Annotated in this window: 2 protein-coding genes; both read left to right on the forward strand. The window is 72.6% G+C overall.

The genetic code is table 11. The features are described 5' to 3' along the window. Positions 1 to 2 precede the first annotated feature (2 nt). On the forward strand, positions 3 to 12,638 hold the full coding sequence (locus AB0I49_RS19385; RefSeq protein ID WP_363228208.1) for an amino acid adenylation domain-containing protein: 12,636 nt from the start codon (positions 3 to 5) through the stop codon (positions 12,636 to 12,638). After that, on the forward strand, positions 12,635 to 23,002 hold the full coding sequence (locus tag AB0I49_RS19390; protein WP_363228209.1) for an amino acid adenylation domain-containing protein: 10,368 nt from the start codon (positions 12,635 to 12,637) through the stop codon (positions 23,000 to 23,002). The genes AB0I49_RS19385 and AB0I49_RS19390 overlap by 4 nt, the downstream gene beginning before the upstream one ends. Positions 23,003 to 23,032: the final 30 nt, after the last annotated feature.

Genomic DNA, 23,032 nt, shown 5'->3' on the forward strand with positions numbered 1-23,032 from the left:
ACGTGAGCCGACAGTCGCGGGTAATCGAGGACATTCTGCCGCTGTCCCCGTTGCAGGAAGGGCTGCTCTTCCACAGCGTGTACGACGAGGCGGCACCGGACGTGTACACCGTCCAGCTCGTCTTCCAGCTGGACGGCGAGCTGGACCACGAGGCGATGCGGGCCGCCGGCGGCGCGCTCCTCCAGCGCCACTCCAACCTCCGGGTCGCCTTCCGGCAGCGCAAGACCGGCGAATGGGCCCAGCTCGTCGCCCGCACCGTCCCGCTGCCCTGGGAGGACGCCGACCTCAGCGCCATCGCCGACGAGGCGGAGCGCACGGCCGAGGCCGACCGGCTCGTCGCCGCCGACCGCGCCCGGCGCTTCGACGTGAGCCGCCCGCCGCTCGTACGGTTCCTGCTGGTCAAGCTCGCCGAACGGCAGCACCGGCTGGTGCTCTCCATGCACCACACCCTGCTCGACGGCTGGTCCCTGCCCGTCCTGCTCCGCGAGTTCTACGCCCTCTACATCAGCCGCGGCGACACCGGCGGCCTCCCCGAGGCGCGGCCCTACCGGCACTACCTCGACTGGCTGGCCAAGCAGGACCGGCCCGCCGCGGAACGGGCCTGGCAGGAATCGCTGGCAGGGCTGACCGAACCGACCCGCATCGCCCCCATGGACGCGGGCCGGACGCCGACCGCGCCGCGCCGGTACGAATTCGGGCTCACCCAGGAGGCGACGACCGCCCTCACCGAACGGGCCCGCGCCCACGGCCTGACCCTGAACACCGTGGTCCAGGGCGCCTGGGCGCTCGTACTCGGCCGCCTCACCGGCAGCGAGGACGCCGTGTTCGGCGTCACCGTCTCCGGCCGCCCGGCGGACCTCCCGGGCGTCGAGGACATGGTGGGCCTCTTCATCAACACCCTCCCGCTCCGTGCCCGGCTGCGCCCCGCCGAACCCCTCGCGCGGTACCTCGCGCGCGTCCAGGAAGAGCAGTCCCGGCTGCTGGACCACCAGCACCTCGGGCTCGCCGACATCCAGCGGCAGGCCGGCATCGGCGAACTCTTCGACACCTCCCTGGTCTTCGAGAACTTCCCGCTCGACCAGGCCCGCGAGCAGACCGGCGCGGCCCCCGGCGAACTCCGGGTCTCCGCCGCCGAGAGCACCTCCGCCAACCACTACACGCTCAGCCTCGTGGCCATGCCCCACTCCAGCCTGGGCTTCCGCTTCTTCTACCAGCCCGACCTGCTCACCGAGGCCGACGTCGCGACCATCGGCGACCGCCTGCTCCAAGTCCTCGACGCCTTCACCGCCGACCCGGACCTGCCGGTCGGCCGGACGGGCGTCCTGCGCGCGGACGAGTGCCGCCAACTGCTGGAGGGCTGGAACGACACCGCCCGCGACGTCCCCGACGCGACGCTCCCCGAACTCTTCGAGGCCCAGGCCGCCCGCACCCCCGACGCCCCGGCGCTCGTCTCCGGGGCCGAGTCCCTGACCTACGCGGAGCTCAACGGCCGGGCGAACCGGCTGGCGCGGGCACTGGCAGCGCGCGGGGTGGGTCCGGAGCGGTTCGTGGCGATCGTGCTGCCGCGGTCGGCGGAGAACGTGGTGGCGATGCTGGCGGTGCTCAAGGCGGGCGGCGCGTACGTGCCGGTCGACCCCGAGTACCCGGACGAGCGCATCGCCCACACGCTCGCCGACTCCCGGCCGGTCCTCACCCTGACCGAGGAGGAGATCGACACCCTCACCCGCGCCGGGGACTCGGACGACAACTTGGGACACACCCCCGCGCAGTCCCACGCCGCGTACATGATCTACACCTCGGGTTCGACGGGTGTGCCGAAGGGCGTGGTGGTCGAGCACCGTTCGCTGGGTGCGTATCTGGTGCGGGCGCGTGAGGTGTATGCGGATGCGGTGGCGGGTGTGTCGTTGGTGCATTCGCCGTTGGCGTTCGACTTGACGGTGACCGCGTTGTACACGCCGTTGGTCAGTGGCGGGTGTGTGCGGCTGGCGGAGCTGGATGAGAGCGCTGCTGCCGGTCCGCGTCCGACTTTCATGAAGGGGACGCCGAGCCATCTGTCGGTTCTGGAGGCGTTGCCGGAGGGGGTGTCGCCGTCGGGGACGCTGATTCTTGGTGGTGAGGCGCTGGTCGGTGAGGTGCTGGAGGGGTGGCGGGCGTCGCATCCGGATGTGACGGTCTTCAATGCGTACGGTCCGACCGAGGCGACGGTGAACTGCCTGGAGTTCCGGCTGGCGCCGGGGGAGCCGACGCCGGCGGGGCCGGTGCCGATCGGCCGCCCGTTCGCCAACACGCGGGCGTATGTGCTGGATGCGTCGTTGCAGCCGGTGCCGGTGGGTGTGCCGGGTGAGTTGTACGTAGCCGGTGTGGTGTTGGCGCGTGGGTATCACGGGCGGGCGGGGTTGACGGCGGAGCGGTTCGTGGCCGATCCGTTCGGCGGGTCCGGTGGGCGGATGTATCGCACGGGTGATGTGGTGCGGCGGCGCGCCGATGGTGACATCGAGTACGTGGGGCGCGCGGACGATCAGGTGAAGCTGCGCGGGTTCCGTATCGAACTCGGTGAGATCGAGGCCGCATTGGCGGGTCATCTGTCGCTGTCGCGGGCGGCGGTGGTGGTGCGGGAGGACGAGCCGGGCGACAAACGCCTCGCCGCCTACGTCGTGCCCACTGGATCGACCGACGCCGCGCCGAGCCCCGCCGCGCTCCACGCGCACCTGGCCGCGTCGCTCCCCGACTACATGGTGCCGTCCGCGTTCACCGTCCTTGAAGCACTCCCGCTGACGCCGAACGGGAAACTCGACCGCAAGGCCCTGCCCGCCCCCGACTACGGCACGCAGACGCTCGCCTCGGCCCCGGCCGCGCGCGGGCCGCGCTCGCCGCGCGAAGAGATCCTGTGCGGGCTGTTCGCGGAGATCCTGGGCGTGGCGCGGGTCGCCATCGATGAGGACTTCTTCGAGCTGGGCGGGCATTCGCTGCTCGCCATCCGGCTTGTCAGCAGGGCGCGTTCGACGCTCGGCGTGGAGATGGCGATCCGTCAGCTCTTCGAGACGCCGACCGTCGCCACTCTCTCCGAAGCCCTCGGCGCGGCGGCGACCGGCAGCACACGGGCCGCCGTCGTCCCGATGGAGCGCCCCGACCGGCTGCCCCTCTCCTTCGCGCAGCAGCGGCTGCTGTTCCTCAGTAAACTCGAAGGCCCCAGCGCGACCTACAACCTCCCCGCCGCCCTGCGGCTGACCGGCGACCTGGACCCGCAGGCGCTGCGGGCCGCACTGCGCGACGTCGTCGCGCGCCACGAGAGCCTGCGTACCCTCTTCCCCGAGGACACCGACGGCGGACACCAACTCATCCTGGACCCCGGCGCGGAAGCCGCCCGCCCGACGTTCGAGATCGAGTCCGTCGGCGAGGGCGAACTCCAAGAACGACTCGACGCCGCAGCCCGCCACAGCTTCGACCTCTCCACCGAAATACCCATCCGCGCCTGGCTGTTCGAGGTCGGCCCGCAGGACCACGCGCTGCTCCTCCTCGTGCACCACATCGCCGGCGACGGCTGGTCGATGCCGCTGCTCGTACGCGACCTCGCCGGCGCCTACGACGCGCGCCGCACCGGCCGCTCCCCGCGCTGGTCGCCGCTGCCGGTGCAGTACGCCGACTACGCCCTGTGGCAGCGCGAACTGCTCGGTGGCGAGGACGACGCCGACAGCGCCATATCGCGGCAGCTCGCGCACTGGCGGGACGCGCTCGCCGGCCTGCCGGAGGAGCTGGAGCTGCCGACGGACCGGCCGCGCCCGGCGAAGGCCACCTACCGCGGCGACGAAGTGCCACTGGAGATCTCCGCGGAACTCCACGGGCGGCTCGCCGCCCTCGCGCGCGCCAACCAGGCGAGCGTGTTCATGGTCGTACAGGCCGCACTCGCGACCCTGCTGTCGAAGCTCGGCGCGGGCGACGACATCCCGATCGGCACGCCCATCGCGGGCCGCACGGACGACGCGCTGGAGGACCTGGTCGGGTTCTTCGTCAACACCCTCGTCCTGCGCACCGACGTCTCCGGCAACCCCGCCTTCCGCGATCTGATCGGCCGGGTGCGGGAGGAGGACCTCGCGGCCTACGCGCACCAGGACGTGCCCTTCGAGCGGCTGGTCGAGGGTCTCAACCCGGCCCGCTCGCTCTCGCGCCACCCCCTCTTCCAGACGCTGCTGGCCTTCAACAACAACGACCAGCACGCCTCGGCCGACGCGGCGGACCGGCTGCCGGGCCTGGCCGTCGAGGGCCGCCGGGTGAGCACCGGGGTCGCCAAGTTCGACCTCGCGTTCAACCTCGCGGAGCAGCTCGACGCCGACGGCGCGCCCGCCGGCCTGGACGGCGTCATCGAGTACAGCGCCGACCTCTTCGACCGGGCGACGGCCGCGGGGATCGCGGAGCGCTTCGTACGCGTACTGGAGGCGGTCGCCGCCGCGCCCGAGACCCCGCTCGCACGGCTCGACGCCCTCGCCGACGACGAGCGGCAGCGGGTGCTGGTGGAGTGGAACGACACGGCCCGCGAGGCGCCTGACGCGACGGTCACCGAGCTTTTCGAGGCCCAGGCAGCGCGTACACCCGACGCCACGGCGTTGGTGTTCGAGGGCGCGGAGCTGTCGTACGCGGAGCTGAACGCCCGCGCCAACCGGTTCGCCCGGCACCTGGCCGACCGTGGCGCGGGCCCCGAGCGGTTCGTGGCCGTGGTGCTGCCGCGCTCCGTGGACCTGGTGGTGTCGCTGCTCGCGGTGCTCAAGACGGGCGCCGCGTACGTACCGGTGGACCCGGAGTTCCCGCAGGACCGCGTCGCGTACATGCTCCAGGACGCGCGACCGGTCCTCACCCTGACCGAGGACGAGCTGCGGACGCTCTTCCTCGACGGCTACTCCGCCGCGAACCTCGACGTGACCGTGCTGCCCTCGCAGGCGGCGTACGCCATCTACACCTCGGGTTCGACGGGCCGCCCGAAGGGCGTGGTGGTGCCGGGTTCGGCGCTCGTCAACTTCCTCACCTCGATGCAGACGAGGTTCCAACTCGGCTCTTATGACCGGATGTTGGCGGTCACGACGGTCGGCTTCGACATCGCGGGCCTGGAGCTGTACCTGCCGCTGCTCAATGGTGCGGGTCTGGTCCTCGCCTCCCGCGACACCGTCAAGGACCTGCCGGGCCTCGCCGCGCTCGTACAGCGCTCCGGGGCCACGGCGATGCAGGCGACCCCGAGCCTGTGGCACGCCCTGGTCGAGTCCGGCGTCGAGCTGTCGGGCGTACGGGTGCTGGTCGGTGGTGAGGCGCTGCCGGGTGATCTGGCGGGCGCGCTCGCGCGTGCCGGGCGGTCGGTGACCAACCTCTACGGCCCGACGGAGACCACGATCTGGTCGACGGCGGCGGAGGTCGAGACTTCCGGAGCGGTGACGATCGGGCGGCCGATCGCCAATACGCGGGTGTACGTGCTGGACGCGGGGTTGCGTCCGGTCGCGCCGGGTGTGGCGGGTGAGCTGTACATCGCGGGTGACGGGCTGGCGCGCGGGTATCACCGTCGCCCGGACCTGTCGGCGGAGCGGTTCGTGGCCGACCCGTACGGCCCGGCCGGGACCCGTATGTACCGCACGGGCGACCTGGTGCGGTGGTCTGCGAACGGGGAGCTGGAGTACATCGGCCGCACGGACTTCCAGGTAAAGGTCCGCGGCTTCCGCATCGAACTCGGCGAGATCGAGGCGGCGCTCGCCGCGCACCCCTCGGTGGCGCGCGGCACGGTGGTGGTCCGCGAGGACCTTCCCGGCGACAAGCGGCTCGTCGCGTACATCGTCCCGGCCGAGGGCGCGGCCCCCGAGGCGGGCGCGCTGCGCAAGCACATCGGAGCGTCGCTGCCCGACTACATGGTGCCGTCGGCGTTCGTGACGCTGGAGGCGATGCCGCTCACGCCCAACGGGAAGCTGGACCGGGACGCTCTGCCCGCCCCCGAGTACGGCATCGAGAGCGCCGGGCGCGCGCCGCGCACGCCGCAGGAGGAGATCCTCGCGGGCCTGTTCGCCGAGGTGCTCGGCGTCCAGCCGTCCTCCATTGACGAGGACTTCTTCAAGCGCGGCGGCCACTCGCTCGCCGCCATGCGGCTCGTCGGCCGCATCCGCTCCACCTTCGGCGTCGAACTGGCCATCAGCCGGCTCTTCGAGACCCCGACCATCGCGGGCCTCGCCGACGTGCTGCGGGGCGCGGACGGCGCCCGCACCGCCCTCGCCGCGCGGGAGCGCCCCGAGCGGATACCGCTGTCCTTCGCACAGCAACGACTGTGGTTCCTCAACCAGTTCGAGGGCCCCAGCTCCACGTACAACGTCCCCGCGGCCCTCCGCCTCACCGGTTCCCTCGACCGCGATGCCCTGCGCTCCTCGCTCGCCGACGTCGTGGCGCGGCACGAGAGCCTGCGCACGGTCTTCGCCGAGGACTCCCACGGCGGCCACCAGGTCATCCTGGACGCCGAGGACCCCGCCATACGGACCGACATCGCGTTCGCCGAGGTCGCCACGGAGGACGAGCTCGATCGCCGGATCGACGAGGCGGGCCGCTACAGCTTCGACATCGCCGCCGAAATCCCGCTGCGCGCCTGGCTGTTCGGCACCGGCCCCGACGAGTACGTACTGCTGCTCCTCATGCACCACAGCGCGGGCGACGGCGGCTGGTCCATGCCGCTGCTCGTCCGCGACCTCACTGTCGCCTACGCCGCGCGCTCCCAGAACCGGGCTCCGGAGTGGGCGCCGCTGCCGGTGCAGTACGCGGACTACACGCTGTGGCAGCGCGAGGAGCTGGGCTCCGAGAGCGACCCGGAGAGCGTGCTCTCCCAGCAGCTCGCCTACTGGCAGGACACCCTCGCCGACCTCCCGCAGGAGCTGAGGCTCCCCACCGACCGGCCCCGCCCGGCCGAGGGCTCGCACCGGGGCGGCATCGTCCGCTTCGACCTGCCGGCGGGTCTGCACCAGCGCCTGGAGGCGCTGGCCCAGGAGAACCACGCCAGCCTCTTCATGGTGGTGCAGGCCGCCCTCGCGGCGCTGCTGGCGAAGCTGAGCGGATCGGACGACATCCCCCTGGGCACGCCCATCGCGGGCCGCACGGACGACGCGCTGGAGGACCTCGTCGGGAACTTCGTCAACACCTTGGTTCTGCGCACCGATGTGTCCGGCGACCCGACGTTCGCCGAGCTGGTGGGCCGGGTGCGGCAGACGGACCTGGCGGCGTACGCGCACCAGGACGTGCCCTTCGAGCGCCTGGTCGAGGTCCTCAACCCGGCCCGCTCCATCACCCGGCACCCCCTCTTCCAGACCCTGATCACCTGGCACAACGCCGGGCACCAGGCCGTGCAGTCCACCACCCAGCTGCCGGACCTGGCCGTGGACGGGCACTCGGTACGCACCGGAGTGGTCCGCTTCGACCTGCGCTTCGCCCTCGCCGACCTGCGCGGCGACGAGGGCGCGGCGGCCGGGATCAGGGGCGAGGTGGAGTACAGCGCCGACCTGTTCGACCAGCGGACCGCCCAGGCCCTCGCCAACCGGTTCGTGCGCGTACTGGAGGCGGTGGCCGCCGCCCCCGACGGCCGGGTCGGCCGGATCGACGTGCTGGACGACGCCGATCGCCGGCGGGAGCTGGTGGAGTGGAACGACACGGCCCGCGACGTGCCCGACGCGCTGCTGCCCGACCTCTTCGAGGCGCAGGCCGCGAGCACGCCGGACGCGTCGGCGGTGAACGAAGGTCATGTCGCTTACACCTACGCCGAGTTGGACGAACGGGCGAACCGCTTGGCGCGCATGCTCGTGGACCGCGGGGTGGGTCCGGAGCGGTTCGTGGCGATCGTGCTGCCGCGGTCGGCGGAGAACGTGGTGGCGATGCTGGCGGTGCTCAAGGCGGGCGGCGCGTACGTGCCGGTCGACCCCGAGTACCCGGACGAGCGCATCGCGTTCACGCTGACCGACGCGGCCCCGGCGCTGGTGCTCACGAACGGCGCACTCGCCGCCCGGCTGCCCGACGCCTGCGCCGCCGAAAAGCTGCTGCTGGACGCTCCCGAAACCGTGGAGGCGCTGGCCTCCGGGCCGACCGACGTGGAACGGCTCGCCCCGCTGTCGGTGCGCCACGCCGCGTACATGATCTACACCTCGGGTTCGACGGGTGTGCCGAAGGGCGTGGTGGTCGAGCACCGTTCGCTGGGTGCGTATCTGGTGCGGGCGCGTGAGGCGTATGCGGATGCGGTGGCGGGTGTGTCGTTGGTGCATTCGCCGCTGGCGTTCGACCTGACGGTGACCGCGTTGTACACGCCGTTGGTCAGTGGCGGGTGTGTGCGGCTGGCGGAGCTGGATGAGGAGGCGGCCGAGGGTCCGCGTCCGACCTTCATGAAGGGGACGCCGAGCCATCTGTCGGTTCTGGAGGCGTTGCCGGAGGAGGTGTCGCCGTCGGGGACGCTGATTCTCGGTGGTGAGGCGCTGGTCGGTGAGGTGCTGGAGGGGTGGCGGGCCGCGCATCCGGATGTGACGGTCTTCAATGCGTACGGTCCGACCGAGGCGACCGTGAACTGCTTGGAGTACCGGATCGCGCCGGGTGAGCCGACGCCGACGGGCCCGGTGCCGATCGGCCGCCCGTTCACCAACTCCCGTGCGTACGTACTGGATGCGTCGTTGCAGCCGGTGCCGGTGGGTGTGCCGGGTGAGTTGTACGTAGCCGGTGTGGTCCTGGCGCGTGGGTATCACGGGCGGGCGGGGTTGACGGCGGAGCGGTTTGTCGCGGATCCGTTCGGTGGGTCCGGTGGGCGGATGTATCGCACGGGTGATGTGGTGCGGCGGCGCGCCGATGGTGACATCGAGTACGTCGGACGCGCGGACGATCAGGTGAAGCTGCGCGGCTTCCGTATCGAACTCGGCGAGATCGAGGCCGCGTTGGCGGGTCACTCGGCGCTGGCGCGCGCTGCCGTGGTCGTGCGGGAGGACGAGCCGGGGGACAAGCGACTCGCCGCCTACGTCGTACCCGACCCTTCGGCGACGACCGCTCCGGGCGCCGCGGAACTCCACGCCTACCTGTCGGAAGCGCTCCCCGACTACATGGTGCCGTCCGCGTTCATGACGCTGGAGGCACTGCCGCTGACGAGGAACGGCAAGCTGGACCGCAAGGCTCTGCCCGCTCCCGACTACGGCACTCAGGCACTGTTCGCCTCCGCTCCCGCCGCGCGCGGGCCGCGCTCGCCACAGGAGGAGATCCTGTGCGGGTTGTTCGCGGAGATCCTGGGCGTGGCGCGGGTCGGCATCGATGAGGACTTCTTCGAGCTGGGCGGGCATTCGCTGCTCGCCATCCGGCTTGTCAGCAGGGCGCGTTCGACGCTCGGCGTTGAAATGGCGATCCGTCAGCTCTTCGAGACGCCGACCGTCGCCACTCTCTCCGAAGCCCTCGGCGCGGCGGCGACCGGCAGCACACGGGCCGCCGTCGTCCCGACGGAGCGCCCCGACCGGCTGCCCCTCTCCTTCGCACAGCAGCGGCTGTGGTTCCTCCACCAGATGGAGGGCCCGAGCGCGACCTACAACATGCCCACCGCGCTGCGCCTCAAGGGCTCGCTGAACCAGCGGGCCCTGGCTTCCGCCCTCGCCGACGTCGTGGCGCGGCACGAGAGCCTGCGCACCGTCTTCGCCGAGGACGCCGAAGGCAGCTACCAGGTGATCCTCGCCCCCGACGAGGCGCGCCCCGCGATGGAGGTCGTACGGGCCGCAAGCGCTGACGTGCGGCAGCGCGTCGCCGAGGCGGCACGCCGGCCGTTCGACCTCGCGGCCGAGATCCCGCTGCGCACCTGGCTGTTCGAGGTGGGCCCTGAAGAGCACGTCCTGCTGTTCCTGGTGCACCACATCGTCACGGACGGCTGGTCGGACCTCGTGCTCGCCCGCGATGTGGCGCGCGCCTACGCGGCGCGGTGCGCGGGCGCGCTCCCGCAGTGGGAGCCGCTGCCCGTGCAGTACGCCGACTACGCCCTGTGGCAGCGTGAACTGCTGGGCAGCGAGGACGACGCCGACAGCGCCATATCTCGCCAACTCGCCTACTGGAAGGGAGTGTTGGCGGACCTTCCGGAGGAGCTGGAACTGCCTCGCGACCGGCCCCGCCCGGCGGCGGCGACCTACCGCGGTGAAACCGTGACCTTCGGTCTCGGCGCCGAGCTGCATGCCGGGCTGGCGAAACTGGCGCGGGAGAGCCGGGCCAGCCTGTTCATGGTGGTCCAGGCCGCCGTCTCCACCCTCCTGTCGAAACTCGGCGCGGGCGAGGACATCCCGATCGGCACACCCATTGCCGGCCGTACGGACGACGCGCTCGACGAGCTGGTCGGGTTCTTCGTCAACACGCTGGTCCTGCGCACCGATGTCTCCGGCGACCCGACGTTCGCCGAACTCGTCGAGCGCGTACGGGAGACGGACCTGGCGGCGTACGCGCACCAGGACGTGCCCTTCGAGCGGCTGGTCGAGGTGCTGAACCCGGCCCGCTCGATGTCCCGCCACCCGCTGTTCCAGACGATGCTGATGTGGAACAACAACGAGTCCGGCGGCTCGGCCGGCCGCGAGGCCGTGGGGCTGCCGGGCGTCGAGGCCACGGGCGAGCAGGTGAGCATGGAGTTCGCCAAGTTCGACCTGGCCTTCAACCTCGCCGAGCGGCACGACTCGGCGGGCGCCCCGGAGGGCATGGACGGGGTCATCGAGTACAGCGCAGACCTCTTCGACCGGACGACGGTGGAGGGGTTCGCGCGGCGGCTCGTACGCCTGCTGGAAGCGGCCGCCGAGACGCCCGAGGCTCCCGTCAGCACCATCGACGTGCTGGACGCCGCCGAGCGGCGGCGGGTGCTGGTGGAGTGGAACGACACCGTGCGTGAGGTCCCCGCGGGGAGGACGGTCGCGGAGCTGTTCGAGGCTCAGGCGGCGCGTACCCCGGACGCGACGGCGCTGGTCTTCGAGGGCGCTGAGTTGTCGTACGCGGAGTTGAACGCGCGTGCCAACCGTCTGGCGCGGTATCTGGTGGAGCGGGGTGCGGGTCCGGAGCGGTTCGTGGCGGTGGTGCTGCCGCGTTCGGTGGAGCTGGTGGTGTCGCTGCTGGCGGTGCTGAAGTCGGGCGCGGCGTACGTGCCGGTGGACCCGGAGTTTCCGCAGGATCGTATCGATTACGTTCTGGAGGACGCTCGGCCGGTCCTGACGCTGACCGAGGCGGAACTGTCGGGCCTCGACCTCGGCGGGTACGCGGACACGGCCCCCGAGATCGCCGCGCGGCCTTCGCAGGCGGCGTACGCGATCTACACCTCGGGTTCGACGGGCCGCCCGAAGGGTGTGGTGGTGCCGGGTTCGGCGCTGGTCAACTTCCTGTCCTCGATGCAGGAGCGCTTCGAACTCTCCTCGCACGACCGGCTGTTGGCGGTCACGACCGTCGGCTTCGACATCGCGGGCCTGGAGCTGTACCTGCCGCTGCTCAGTGGCGCCGGTCTGGTCCTGGCCTCCCGCGACACGGTCAAGGACCCGGCCGCGCTGGCCGCCCTCGTCAAGCAGTCCGGCGCCACGGCCGTCCAGGCCACCCCGAGCCTGTGGCACGCCCTGCTCGAAGCCGGGGCGGCCCTCTCCGGCGTACGGGTGCTGGTCGGTGGTGAGGCGTTGCCGGGTGATCTGGCGGGCGCGCTGACCCGCGCGGCCCGGTCGGTGACGAACCTCTACGGTCCGACGGAGACGACGATCTGGTCGACGGCGTCGGACGTGGTCGGTTCCGGGCCGGCGACGCAGGTATCGATCGGTCGGCCGATCGCGAATACGAGCGTGTACGTGCTGGACGCAGGGTTGCGTCCGGTCGCGCCGGGGGTGGCGGGTGAGCTGTACATCGCGGGTGACGGGCTGGCGCGCGGGTATCACCGTCGCCCGGATCTGTCGGCGGAGCGCTTCGTGGCCGACCCGTACGGCCCGGCCGGGACTCGTATGTACCGCACGGGCGACCTGGTGCGGTGGAACTCCCAGGGACAACTGGAGTACATCGGCCGCACGGACTTCCAGGTCAAGGTCCGCGGCTTCCGCATCGAGCTCGGCGAGATCGAAGCGGTCCTGACCGGCCATGACGACGTCTCGCGCGGCGCGGTCGTGGTGCGCGAGGACGCGCCCGGCGACAAGCGGCTCGTCGCGTACGTCGTTCCGGCCGAGGGCGCGGCCCCCGAGGCGGGCGCGTTGCGCAAGCACATCGGAGCGTCGCTGCCCGACTACATGGTGCCCGCGGCCGTCGTCACCCTCGACGCGCTCCCGCTCACCCCCAACGGGAAGCTGGACCGGAGCGCTCTGCCCGCCCCCGACTACGGGCCCGCGAGCGAGGGCCGGGCGCCCCGGACGCCGGAGGAGGAGACCCTCGTCGGCCTGTTCGCCGAGGTGCTCGGGGTGTCCGAGGTGACCATCGACGACAGCTTCTTCGACCTCGGCGGCCACTCGCTCCTCGCGACCCGCCTGGCCAGCCGGGTCCGGTCGGCCCTCGGCAAGGAGATGAGCATCCGCGGCTTCTTCGAGGCGCCCACGGTCGCCGGCCTCGCGAGCAGCCTGGCGGAGAAGAAGGCGGCCAAGGCCCGCCCGGCCCTCCGCCGCCAGCCCAAGAACAAGGAGAACTCGTGATTCCGCTGTCCTTCGCGCAGCGCCGGCTGTGGTTCCTCCACCAGCTGGAGGGCCCCAGCGCGATCTACAACATCCCCACCGCGCTGCGGCTGACCGGGGAGCTGGACCGGCAGGCGCTGCGCGCCGCCCTGGCCGATGTCGTGGAACGGCACGAGACGCTCCGCACCCTCTTCGCCGACGGACCCGAGGGCCCGCATCAGGTCATCCTCGACGCGGGGGACGCCCGGCCCGAGCTGACCGCCGTGCCCGTCGACGCGCAGGAGCTGAACCACGCGCTGGAGTCGGCGGCCCGTCACGCCTTCGACCCGCTCGCTGACATCCCGCTGAAGGCGACGCTCTTCGAGGCGGGCCCCGAGGACCACGTGCTGCTGATCCTCGTGCACCACATGGCAGGTGACGGCTGGTCGACTCCGGTGCTCGTACGCGACCTGCTCACCGCCTACACGGCCCGGCGTGAGGGCGGGGCGCCGGATTGGGATGAACTCCCGGTTCAGTACTCGGACTTCACCATCTGGCAGCAGGAAGTCCTGGGCTCCGAGGACGACCCGGAGAGCGTCATCTCGCAGCAACTCGCCTACTGGCAGGCCACGCTCGACGGCCTGCCGGAGGAACTGGAGCTGCCGACGGACCGGCCGCGCCCGGCCACCGCCTCCTACCGCGGCGACACCCTCCCCATCGAGGTGCCGTCCGCGGTGCACGCCGGGCTCGCGGGGCTGGCGCGGGAGAGCCGCGCGAGCGTGTTCATGGTGGTGCAGGCAGCCTTGGCGGCCCTGCTGTCGAAACTGGGCGCGGGGGACGACGTGCCGGTCGGCACGCCGATCGCGGGCCGCATGGACGACGCGCTGGAGGACCTGGTCGGGTTCTTCGTCAACACGCTCGTGCTGCGCGCCGACGTCTCAGGCAACCCCACCTTCCGTGATCTGGTCGGCCGGGTGCGGGAGGCCGACCTGGCCGCGTACGAGCACCAGGACGTGCCGTTCGAGCGGCTGGTCGAGGTCCTCAACCCGACCCGCTCGATGTCCCGTCACCCGCTCTTCCAGACCCTGCTGACCTGGAACAACAACGACGAGAGCCAGGCCCGCGCGGCGGCCGACCGCACGGCGGGCCTGACGGTCGCCGAGCATCCGACGGGCAGCGGCTTCGCCCGCTTCGACCTCTCCTTCACGCTGGGCGAGCAGCACGACCCCGGCGGGGAGCCGGCGGGGCTGATGGGCGCGCTGAACTACAGCACCGACCTGTTCGACCGCACGACGGCCGAGCAGATCGCGGACCGGTTCGTCCGGGTGCTCGCGGGCCTCGTCGCCGCGCCCGACGAGCCTGTCGCGCGGCTCGACGTGCTGGACGCCGCCGAGCGGCGGCGGGTGCTGGTGGAGTGGAACGACACCGTGCGTGAGGTCCCCGCCAGGACGGTCGCGGAGCTGTTCGAGGCTCAGGCGGCGCGTACCCCGGACGCGACGGCGCTGGTCTTCCGCGACGAGACCCTGACCTACGCGGAACTGAACGCGCGTGCCAACCGTCTCGCTCGGTATCTCGTGGAGCGGGGTGCGGGTCCGGAGCGGTTCGTGGCGGTGGTGCTGCCGCGTTCGGTGGAGCTGGTGGTGTCGTTGCTGGCGGTGCTGAAGTCGGGTGCGGCGTACGTTCCGGTGGACCCGGAGTTTCCGCAGGACCGTATCGACTACGTCCTGGAGGATGCCCGGCCGGTCCTGACGCTGACCGAGGCGGAACTGTCGGGCCTTGACCTCGGCGGATACGCGGACACGGCCCCCGAGATCGCCGCGCGGCCTTCGCAGGCCGCGTACGCGATCTACACCTCGGGTTCGACGGGCCGTCCGAAGGGTGTGGTGGTGCCTGGTTCGGCGCTGGTCAACTTCCTGTCCTCGATGCAGGAGCGCTTCGAACTCTCCTCGGAAGACCGGCTGTTGGCGGTCACTACCGTCGGCTTCGACATCGCGGGCCTGGAGCTGTACCTGCCGCTGCTCAACGGTGCGGGGCTGGTCCTCGCCTCCCGCGAGACCGCCAAGGACCCGGCGGCGCTGACCGACCTGATCAAGCTCTCCGGCGCCACGGCGATGCAGGCGACCCCCAGCCTGTGGCACGCCGTCGTGGAGACCGGCACGGATCTGTCGGGCGTGCGGGTGCTGGTCGGGGGCGAGGCGTTGCCGGGTGATCTGGCGGGCGCGCTGACGCACGCGGCCCAGTCGGTGACGAACCTCTACGGTCCGACGGAGACGACGATCTGGTCGACGGCGTCGGACGTGGACGATTCCGGGCCGGCGACGCAGGTATCGATCGGTCAGCCGATCGCGAACACCCAGGTGTACGTGCTGGACGCCGGGCTGCGTCCGGTCGCGCCGGGTGTGGCCGGTGAGCTGTACATCGCGGGTGACGGGCTGGCGCGCGGGTATCACCGTCGCCCGGACCTGTCGGCCGAGCGCTTCGTGGCCGACCCGTACGGCCCGGCAGGGACCCGTATGTACCGCACGGGCGACCTGGTGCGGTGGTCTGCGAACGGACAGCTGGAGTACATCGGCCGCACCGACTTCCAGGTCAAGGTACGCGGCTTCCGCATCGAACTCGGCGAGATCGAGGCCGTGTTGACCGCACACGACGACATCGCCCGCGCCGTCGTGATCGTGCGCGAGGACCAGCCGGGGGACAAGCGGATCGTCGCCTACCCGGTCCCGGCCGGCGGCGCGGCGCCCGACCCCGCCGCGCTGCGCAAGCACGTCGCCGCGTCGCTGCCCGACTACATGGTGCCCGCGGCCTTCCTGGCCCTCGACGCGCTGCCGCTGACGCCCAACGGGAAGCTGGACCGGAAGGCTCTGCCCGCCCCCGAGTACGGCGTCGACAAGGCCGGGCGTGCGCCGCGCACTCCGCAGGAGGAGATCCTGTGCGGGCTGTTCGCCGAGGTCCTGGGCGTATCGCGGGTCACCGTCGACGACAGCTTCTTCGACCTCGGCGGCCACTCCCTGGCCGCTATCCGCCTCGCCGGCCGCATCCGCTCCACCTTCGACGCGGAGATGAGCGTCCGCCGGCTCTTCGAGACGCCGACCGTCGCCGGGCTGGCCGAGGGGATCGGTACGGGCGGCGGCGCGCGCACCGCGCTGGTGGCCCGCCCCCGCCCGGACCGGGTGCCCGTCTCCTTCGCCCAGCGGCGGCTGTGGTTCCTCAACCAGTTGGAGGGCCCCAGCGCCACGTACAACATCCCCACCACGCTCCGGCTGTCCGGCGCCCTGGACGCCGACGCGCTGCGCGCCGCGCTCGGCGACGTCGTGGCGCGCCACGAGAGCCTGCGCACCGTCTTCGGCGAGGACGCAGACGGCCCGTACCAGCGGGTCCTGGACCCGTGGAGCGCGCGGCCCGAGCTGACGCCCGTACGCACCACTGAGGCGGGGCTGGAAGAGGAGCTGCGCCGCGCGGCGCGGCACGGCTTCGACCTCTCCTCCGAACTCCCGCTGCGGGCATGGCTCTTCGAGACCGGACCCGATGAGCACGTCCTGATGGTCCTCGTGCACCACATCGTGAGCGACGGCGGCTGGTCGACTCCGCTGTTGGTGCGCGACCTCACCACGGCCTACACCAGCCGCTCCATGGGGCAGGCCCCCGACTGGGCGCCGCTGCCGGTGCAGTACGCGGACTACACCCTGTGGCAGCGCGACATCCTCGGCTCCGAGAATGACCCGGACAGTCCGATCTCCCGTCAGCTCTCCTACTGGGAGCAGGCGTTGGCCGGGCTGCCGGAGGAGCTGGGGCTGCCGACCGACCGGCCCCGGCCGGCCGAGACCTCCTACCGCGGCGACAACGTGCCGATCGCCATACCGGCCGCTCTGCATGAGCGCCTGGAGGCGCTGGCCCAGGAGAACCGGGCCAGCCTGTTCATGGTGGTGCAGGCCGCGCTGGCGGCGCTGCTGACGAAGCTCACCGGCGGCACGGACATCCCCCTCGGCACGCCCATCGCGGGCCGTACGGACGACGCGCTGGAGGACCTGGTCGGGTTCTTCGTCAACACGCTCGTGCTGCGCACCGACACCTCCGGCAACCCGGCCTTCACCGAGCTGATCGCCCGCGCGCGGGAGGCGGACCTGGCGGCGTACGCGCACCAGGACGTGCCGTTCGAGCGGCTCGTCGAGGCGGTCAACCCGGCCCGGTCGATGGCCCGTCACCCGCTCTTCCAGACGATGCTGGCGTTCAACAACGTCGACCAGCGGGCGGCCCTGGGCGAGCGCGGCGGGCAGCTGCCGGGGCTCAGCGTCACCGGCCACCGCGTCGGCACCGGCATCGCCCAGTTCGACCTGCGCTTCGCCCTTGCCGACGGGCGGGCCGCCGACGGCGCGCCCGACGGGATCAACGGCATCATCGAGTACAGCACCGACCTGTTCGACCGCGAGTCGGTCGAGCGGATCGGCGAGCGGTTCGTGCGGCTGCTGGAGGCGGTGACGGCCGCTCCGGACCTGGCGGTCAGCCAGGTGGACGTGCTGAGCGCGGACGAGCGGCGGCGGGTGCTGGAGGAGTGGAACGACACGGCGGCCGAGGTGCCGCGGGCCACGCTGCCGGAGCTGTTCGAGCGTCAGACGGCCCGCACCCCGGACGCCACCGCCGTCATCTCCGGTGAAGCCGCCTTGACCTACGCCGAGTTGAACGAGCGGGCCAATCGGCTCGCGCATCAGCTGATCGCGCTGGGCGCGGGCCCCGAGGGCTTCGTGGGGATCTCCCTGCCGCGCTCGGAGCTGACCATCGTGTCCCTCCTGGCCGTGCTCAAGGCGGGGGCGGCGTACGTGCCGGTGGACCCGGGCTATCCGGCCGACCGCATCGCCCATCTGCTCACCGACGCCGCGCCCGCCTTGCTGATCACGGTCGGGAGCGTGCTGCCGCGGCTGCCGGAAGGCGGCCCCGAACGCCTGGTGCTCGACGACCCGCGGACCGTCGCCGCCGTCGCGGACCGTCCCGCCGCCGACCCGACGGACGCGGTTCGCTCCGGTGCGCTGTCCCCCCTCCACCCGGCGTACGCGATCTACACGTCGGGGTCCACGGGAGTGCCGAAGGGAGTGGTGGTGCCGCATGGGAATGTCGCGGATCTGGCGGCGTGGGCGGCGGCGGAGTTCGGGGCCGAGGAGCTGGCTCATGTGGTGGCGTCCACGTCCCTCAACTTCGACGTCTCCGTCTTCGAGATGTTCGGGCCGCTGCTCTCGGGCGGTTCGATCGAGGTCGTACGGGACCTGCTCGCACTCGCGGACGGCTCCCGGACGGCCGTGGCCGCCGGTCTGGTGAGCGGCGTGCCCTCGGCGATGTCCCAGATCGTCGGCGAGGGACGGCTCCCCGTCACCGCGCGCAGTGTGGTGCTGGCGGGCGAGGCGCTGTCCGCGCAGGCGGCGAACGACATCGTGCGGGCTCTGGGGGCCGAGCGGCTGGCGAACATCTACGGGCCGACCGAGGCCACGGTCTACGCGGCGGCGTGGTATTCCCGGACAGGCGCACAGGTGACGCCGCCGATCGGGCGGCCGATCCGCAACACCCGGCTGTACGTGCTGGACGCGGGGCTGCGTCCGGTCGCGCCGGGGATTTCCGGTGAGCTGTATATCGCGGGCGAGGGCCTGGCGCGCGGCTATCACGGGCGTCCGGGGCTGTCGGCGGAGCGGTTCGTCGCCGACCCGTACGGCCGGGCCGGGGCCCGTATGTACCGTACGGGCGACCTGGTGCGGTGGAGCCCCGATGGGGAGCTGGAGTACATCGGGCGCACCGACTTCCAGGTGAAGATCCGGGGCTTCCGCATCGAACTCGGCGAGATCGAGACGGTGTTGGGCCGTTCGCCCCTGGTCGCGCACAGCGCCGTCGTGGTGCGCGAGGACCGGCCCGGCGACAAGCGCCTCGTGGCGTACGTCGTGCCCGCCGACGGGGCCGCAGCGGACGCGGGCGCGCTGCGCCGTCACGTGGGCGAGGCGCTGCCCGACTACATGGTGCCGTCCGCCGTCGTCGCCCTCGACGCCCTCCCGCTCACCCCCAACGGGAAGCTCGACCGCAACGCCCTGCCCGCCCCCGACTACACCACCGCCGAGAAAGCCGGCCGCGCGCCCCGCACCCCGCAGGAGGAGATCCTGTGCGGGATCTTCGCCGAGGTGCTCGGCGTGGACGGCGTCACCGTCGATGACGACTTCTTCGAGCTGGGCGGCCACTCGCTCCTCGCCACCCGGCTCGCCGCCCGTGCCCGTACGGCACTCGGCACCGAGTTGTCGGTCCGTCAGCTCTTCGAGCGGCCGACCGTCGCGGCTCTCGCCGCCGCCCTGTCCGGTTCCGCCGAGGGGAGGGCCCCGCTGACGTCCCGCGCCCGGCCCGACCGGATTCCCCTGTCGTACGCGCAGCAACGCCTGTGGTTCCTGCACCAGTTGGAGGGCCCCAGCCCGACGTACAACGTGCCGACCGGCATCCGGCTGTCCGGCGCGCTGGACACCGAGGCGCTGTGCGCCGCGTTCGCCGATGTCGTGGCGCGGCACGAAACCCTGCGCACGGTCTTCGCCGAGGACGCCGAAGGCCCGTACCAGCGCGTCGTGCCGGAGCACGAGGCCGCGCCGGAGCTGACGGTCGTCGCCACGTCCGAAGACGGTCTCGCCGGAGAACTGGCGCGCGCCGCGCGGCACGCCTTCGACCTGACCCGCGAACCGCCGCTGCGCGGGCGGCTGTTCGAGACCGGCCCCGATGAGCGCGTCCTGTTGATCCTGGTGCACCACATCGCCACCGACGGCTGGTCCATGCCGCTGCTCGTCCGCGACCTGACGGCCGCTTACACGGCGCGCTCGACCACGGGACGGGCCCCCGACTGGGCGCCGCTCCCGGCGCAGTACGCGGACTACACCCTGTGGCAGCGCGACATCCTCGGCGCCGAGGACGACCCGGAGAGCGCCGTCTCGCGGCAGCTCGCGTACTGGCGGGAGACGCTGGCCGGGCTGCCGGACCAGCTGGAGATCCCCACCGACCGGCCGCGCCCGGCGGAGACCACCTACCGGGGCGGCGAGGTCGCCTTCGAGGTCCCCGCCGAGGTGCACGCGGGGCTCGTGCGGGTGGCGCGGGCGACGCAGTCCAGCGTGTTCATGGTGGTGCAGGCCGCCCTCGCGACGCTGCTGGCCAAGCTCAGCGGGGCGACGGACGTGCCCGTGGGCACCCCCATCGCGGGCCGCACCGACGCCGCCGTGGAGGACCTCGTCGGGTTCTTCGTGAACACCCTCGTCCTGCGCACGGATGTGTCCGGCGACCCGGCCTTCACCGACCTCGTGGGCCGGGTGCGGGAGACGGCGCTCGCCGCCTACGCGCATCAGGACGTGCCGTTCGAGCGGCTGGTGGACGTGGTCAAACCGGTCCGGTCGATGTCCCGGCACCCGCTGTTCCAGACGATGCTGGCCTTCAACACGGCAGGCCACCACAGCGAATCGGGTCCCGCCGCGACGGGCCCCGGCCCCTCGCCGGATGTCGCGGTCTCCGGCCACCGCGTCGGCACCGGCGTCGCCCGCTTCGACCTGCTGTTCTCGCTCGGGGAGCGGCAACCGGCCGACGGCGCTCCGGCGGGCATCGGCGGCATGCTGGAGTTCAGCGCCGACCTGTTCGACCGCGAGACGGCCCGGACCATCGCCGGCCGCCTGGTGAGGGTGCTCACCGCCGTGGCCGCCCGGCCGGACCTCCCCGTCAGCGCCATCGACGTCCTCGAACCGGCCGAGCGGCGGCGCGTGCTCCACGAGTGGAACGACACCTCCCTCCCGGTGCCCGACGCCTCGCTGCCGGAGCTGTTCGAGGCGCAGGCCGCCCGTACCCCGGACGCGACGGCCGTCGTCTTCGAGGACGAGGAGCTGTCGTACGCGCGGCTGAACGCGCGGGCGAACCGGCTGGCCCGGCTGCTCATCGAGCACGGCGCGGGCCCGGAGCGGTTCGTTGCGGTGGCCCTGCCCCGCTCCATCGACCAGGTCGTCTCGCTGCTGGCCGTCGTCAAGGCGAGCGCCGGGTACGTACCGGTCGACCCGGCGTACCCGGTCGGGCGCATCGCCCACATGCTCGCGGACATCGGCCCCGTACTGGTGCTGACCAGCCTCGACGCGGCCCGTTCCCTGCCGCCCGCCGACGCGGGGAGCGCGCCCCGGCTCGTACTGGACGGCCCGGACCTCGCCGGACCGCTCCGCGCCGAGGGGCCCGTGCCGGACGTCGCCGCCGCCGAACGGACCACCGCCCTGCTGCCCGACTGCCCCTCGTACGTCATCTACACCTCGGGCTCGACGGGGCAGCCGAAGGGCGTCGTGATGACCGTCGGCGCGCTGAAGAACCTGCTGACCTGGCACGCGGCGGAGCTGCCGAGCCCGCCGGGCACCCGCGTCGCGCAGTTCACGGCCGTCAGCTTCGACGTGTCGGTGCAGGAGATCCTCTCGGCGCTGCTGCACGGCAAGACGCTGGTGGCCTGCCCCGAGGAGGTGCGGCGCGACCCGGAGCGGCTCGTCGCCTGGCTGGAGCGCCACCGGGTGGCGGAGCTGCACGCACCGAACCTCGTCGTGGACGCCCTGTGCGAGGCCGCCGAGGAGCGGGGCGCACGGCTCCCCGCGCTCAAGCGGCTCGTGCAGGGCGGCGAGGCGCTGACGCTCGGCGGCGCGGTGCGCGCGTTCGCCGCCCGCGGAGAGGGCCGGCGGCTGCACAACCACTACGGGCCGTCCGAGACCCACGCGGTGACGGCGTACACGCTGCCCGAGTCCACCGCGGGCTGGCCGGGCGTCGCCCCCATCGGGCGGCCGATCGCCAACTCCCGGGCGTACGTGCTCGACGGCGCGCTGCGCCCCGTGGCGCCGGGCGTCGCGGGGGAGCTGTATCTGGCGGGCGCGGCACTGGCCCGCGGCTATGTGGCGCGGCCGGGGCTGACGGGGGAGCGGTTCGTCGCCGACCCGTACGGCCCGGCCGGCGCCCGCATGTACCGCACCGGCGACCTCGTGCGGTGGAACGCCCAGGGGCAGCTGGAGTATCTGGGCCGCACCGACCAGCAGGTGAAGGTGCGCGGCTTCCGCATCGAACTCGGCGAGATCGAGGCGGCGCTCGCCACCCACCCGCACGTCGCCCGCGCGGCCGTCGCCGCCCACGAGGAAGGGCCCGGCGGCAAGCGGCTCATCGCCTACGTCGTGCCCGCCGAGGGCGCGGCGCCGAGCCCGGCCGAGCTGCGCGAGCACGTCGGGACGGCGCTCCCGGACTACATGGTGCCGTCGGCGTTCGCGACCCTCGATGTGCTGCCGCTGCGGCAGAACGGCAAGCTGGACCGCACCGCGCTGCCCGCGTCCGACGTCGCCGCCGCCTCCGGCCCCGGCGGCCGGGAGCCGAGGACGCCGCGGGAGACGGCGCTGTGCGCCCTGTTCGCCGAGGTCCTCGAAGCGGACCGGGTCACCGTCGACGACAGCTTCTTCGAGCTCGGCGGCCACTCGCTGCTCGCGGCCCGGCTCGTGAGCCGGGTACGGTCCGCGCTCGGCGTCGACGCGGCGGTCCGCCAGCTCTTCGCCGCCCCCACCGTCGCCGAGTTCGCCGCCGCGCTGGACGCGGGGGAGGAGACGGACCCGCACGCCGTGCTGCTGCCGCTGCGCACGGGCGGATCGCGGCCGCCGCTCTTCTGCGTCCATCCGGGCGCCGGGCTGAGCTGGTGCTACGCCGCGCTGCTGGCGCACATCGGGCCCGAACACCCGGTGTACGGGCTCCAGGCGCGCGGCCTCGGCCGCGCGGAGCCGCTGCCCGCCACCGTCGAGGAGGCGGCCGCGGACTACCTGGCGCAGCTGCGCACCGTACAGCCCGAGGGCCCGTACCGGCTGCTGGGCTGGTCGATCGGCGGGCACATCGCGCACGCCATCGCCACCGAGCTGCAGCGGCGGGGCGAGGAGGTCGAGCTGCTGGCGATCCTCGACTCCTTCCCGATGACGTGGCGCGAGGGCGAGGCGGTCCCCGCCGAGCGGGAGATCGTCGCCGCGAATCTGCGGGGCATCGGGTTCCCGTTCGAGGACGCGGAGATCGAGGACGGGGCTTTCCCCGTGGAGCGCTACCGCGAGTTCCTGCGGCAGGGGAACTACGCGATGGCGCACCTGGGCGCGGAGGAGATCCTCGCCATGAAGGACCTGTGGGTGAACAACACGCGCCTGATGTGGGGGTTCACCCCCGGCCGGTTCGCCGGCGACGTGCTGTTCCTCACCGCCGGGCGGACCGCCCCGGACATCATGCGCCGGCGCGGCCCCGAGACGTGGCGGCCCTTCGTGACGGGGGAGATCAAGGACCACTTGATCGACTCCGACCATGAAGGAATCATGGTCGAGGCGAGCGCCGTCGCCCATGTCGGACGTCTGCTGGACGAAATGCTGGACACGTTGTGAGCTGCCCGCGGGCAGCCGTCGCGAATACAG

It is taken from the genome of Streptomyces sp. NPDC050617 (assembly GCF_040654795.1).
GTDB lineage: Bacteria > Actinomycetota > Actinomycetes > Streptomycetales > Streptomycetaceae > Streptomyces.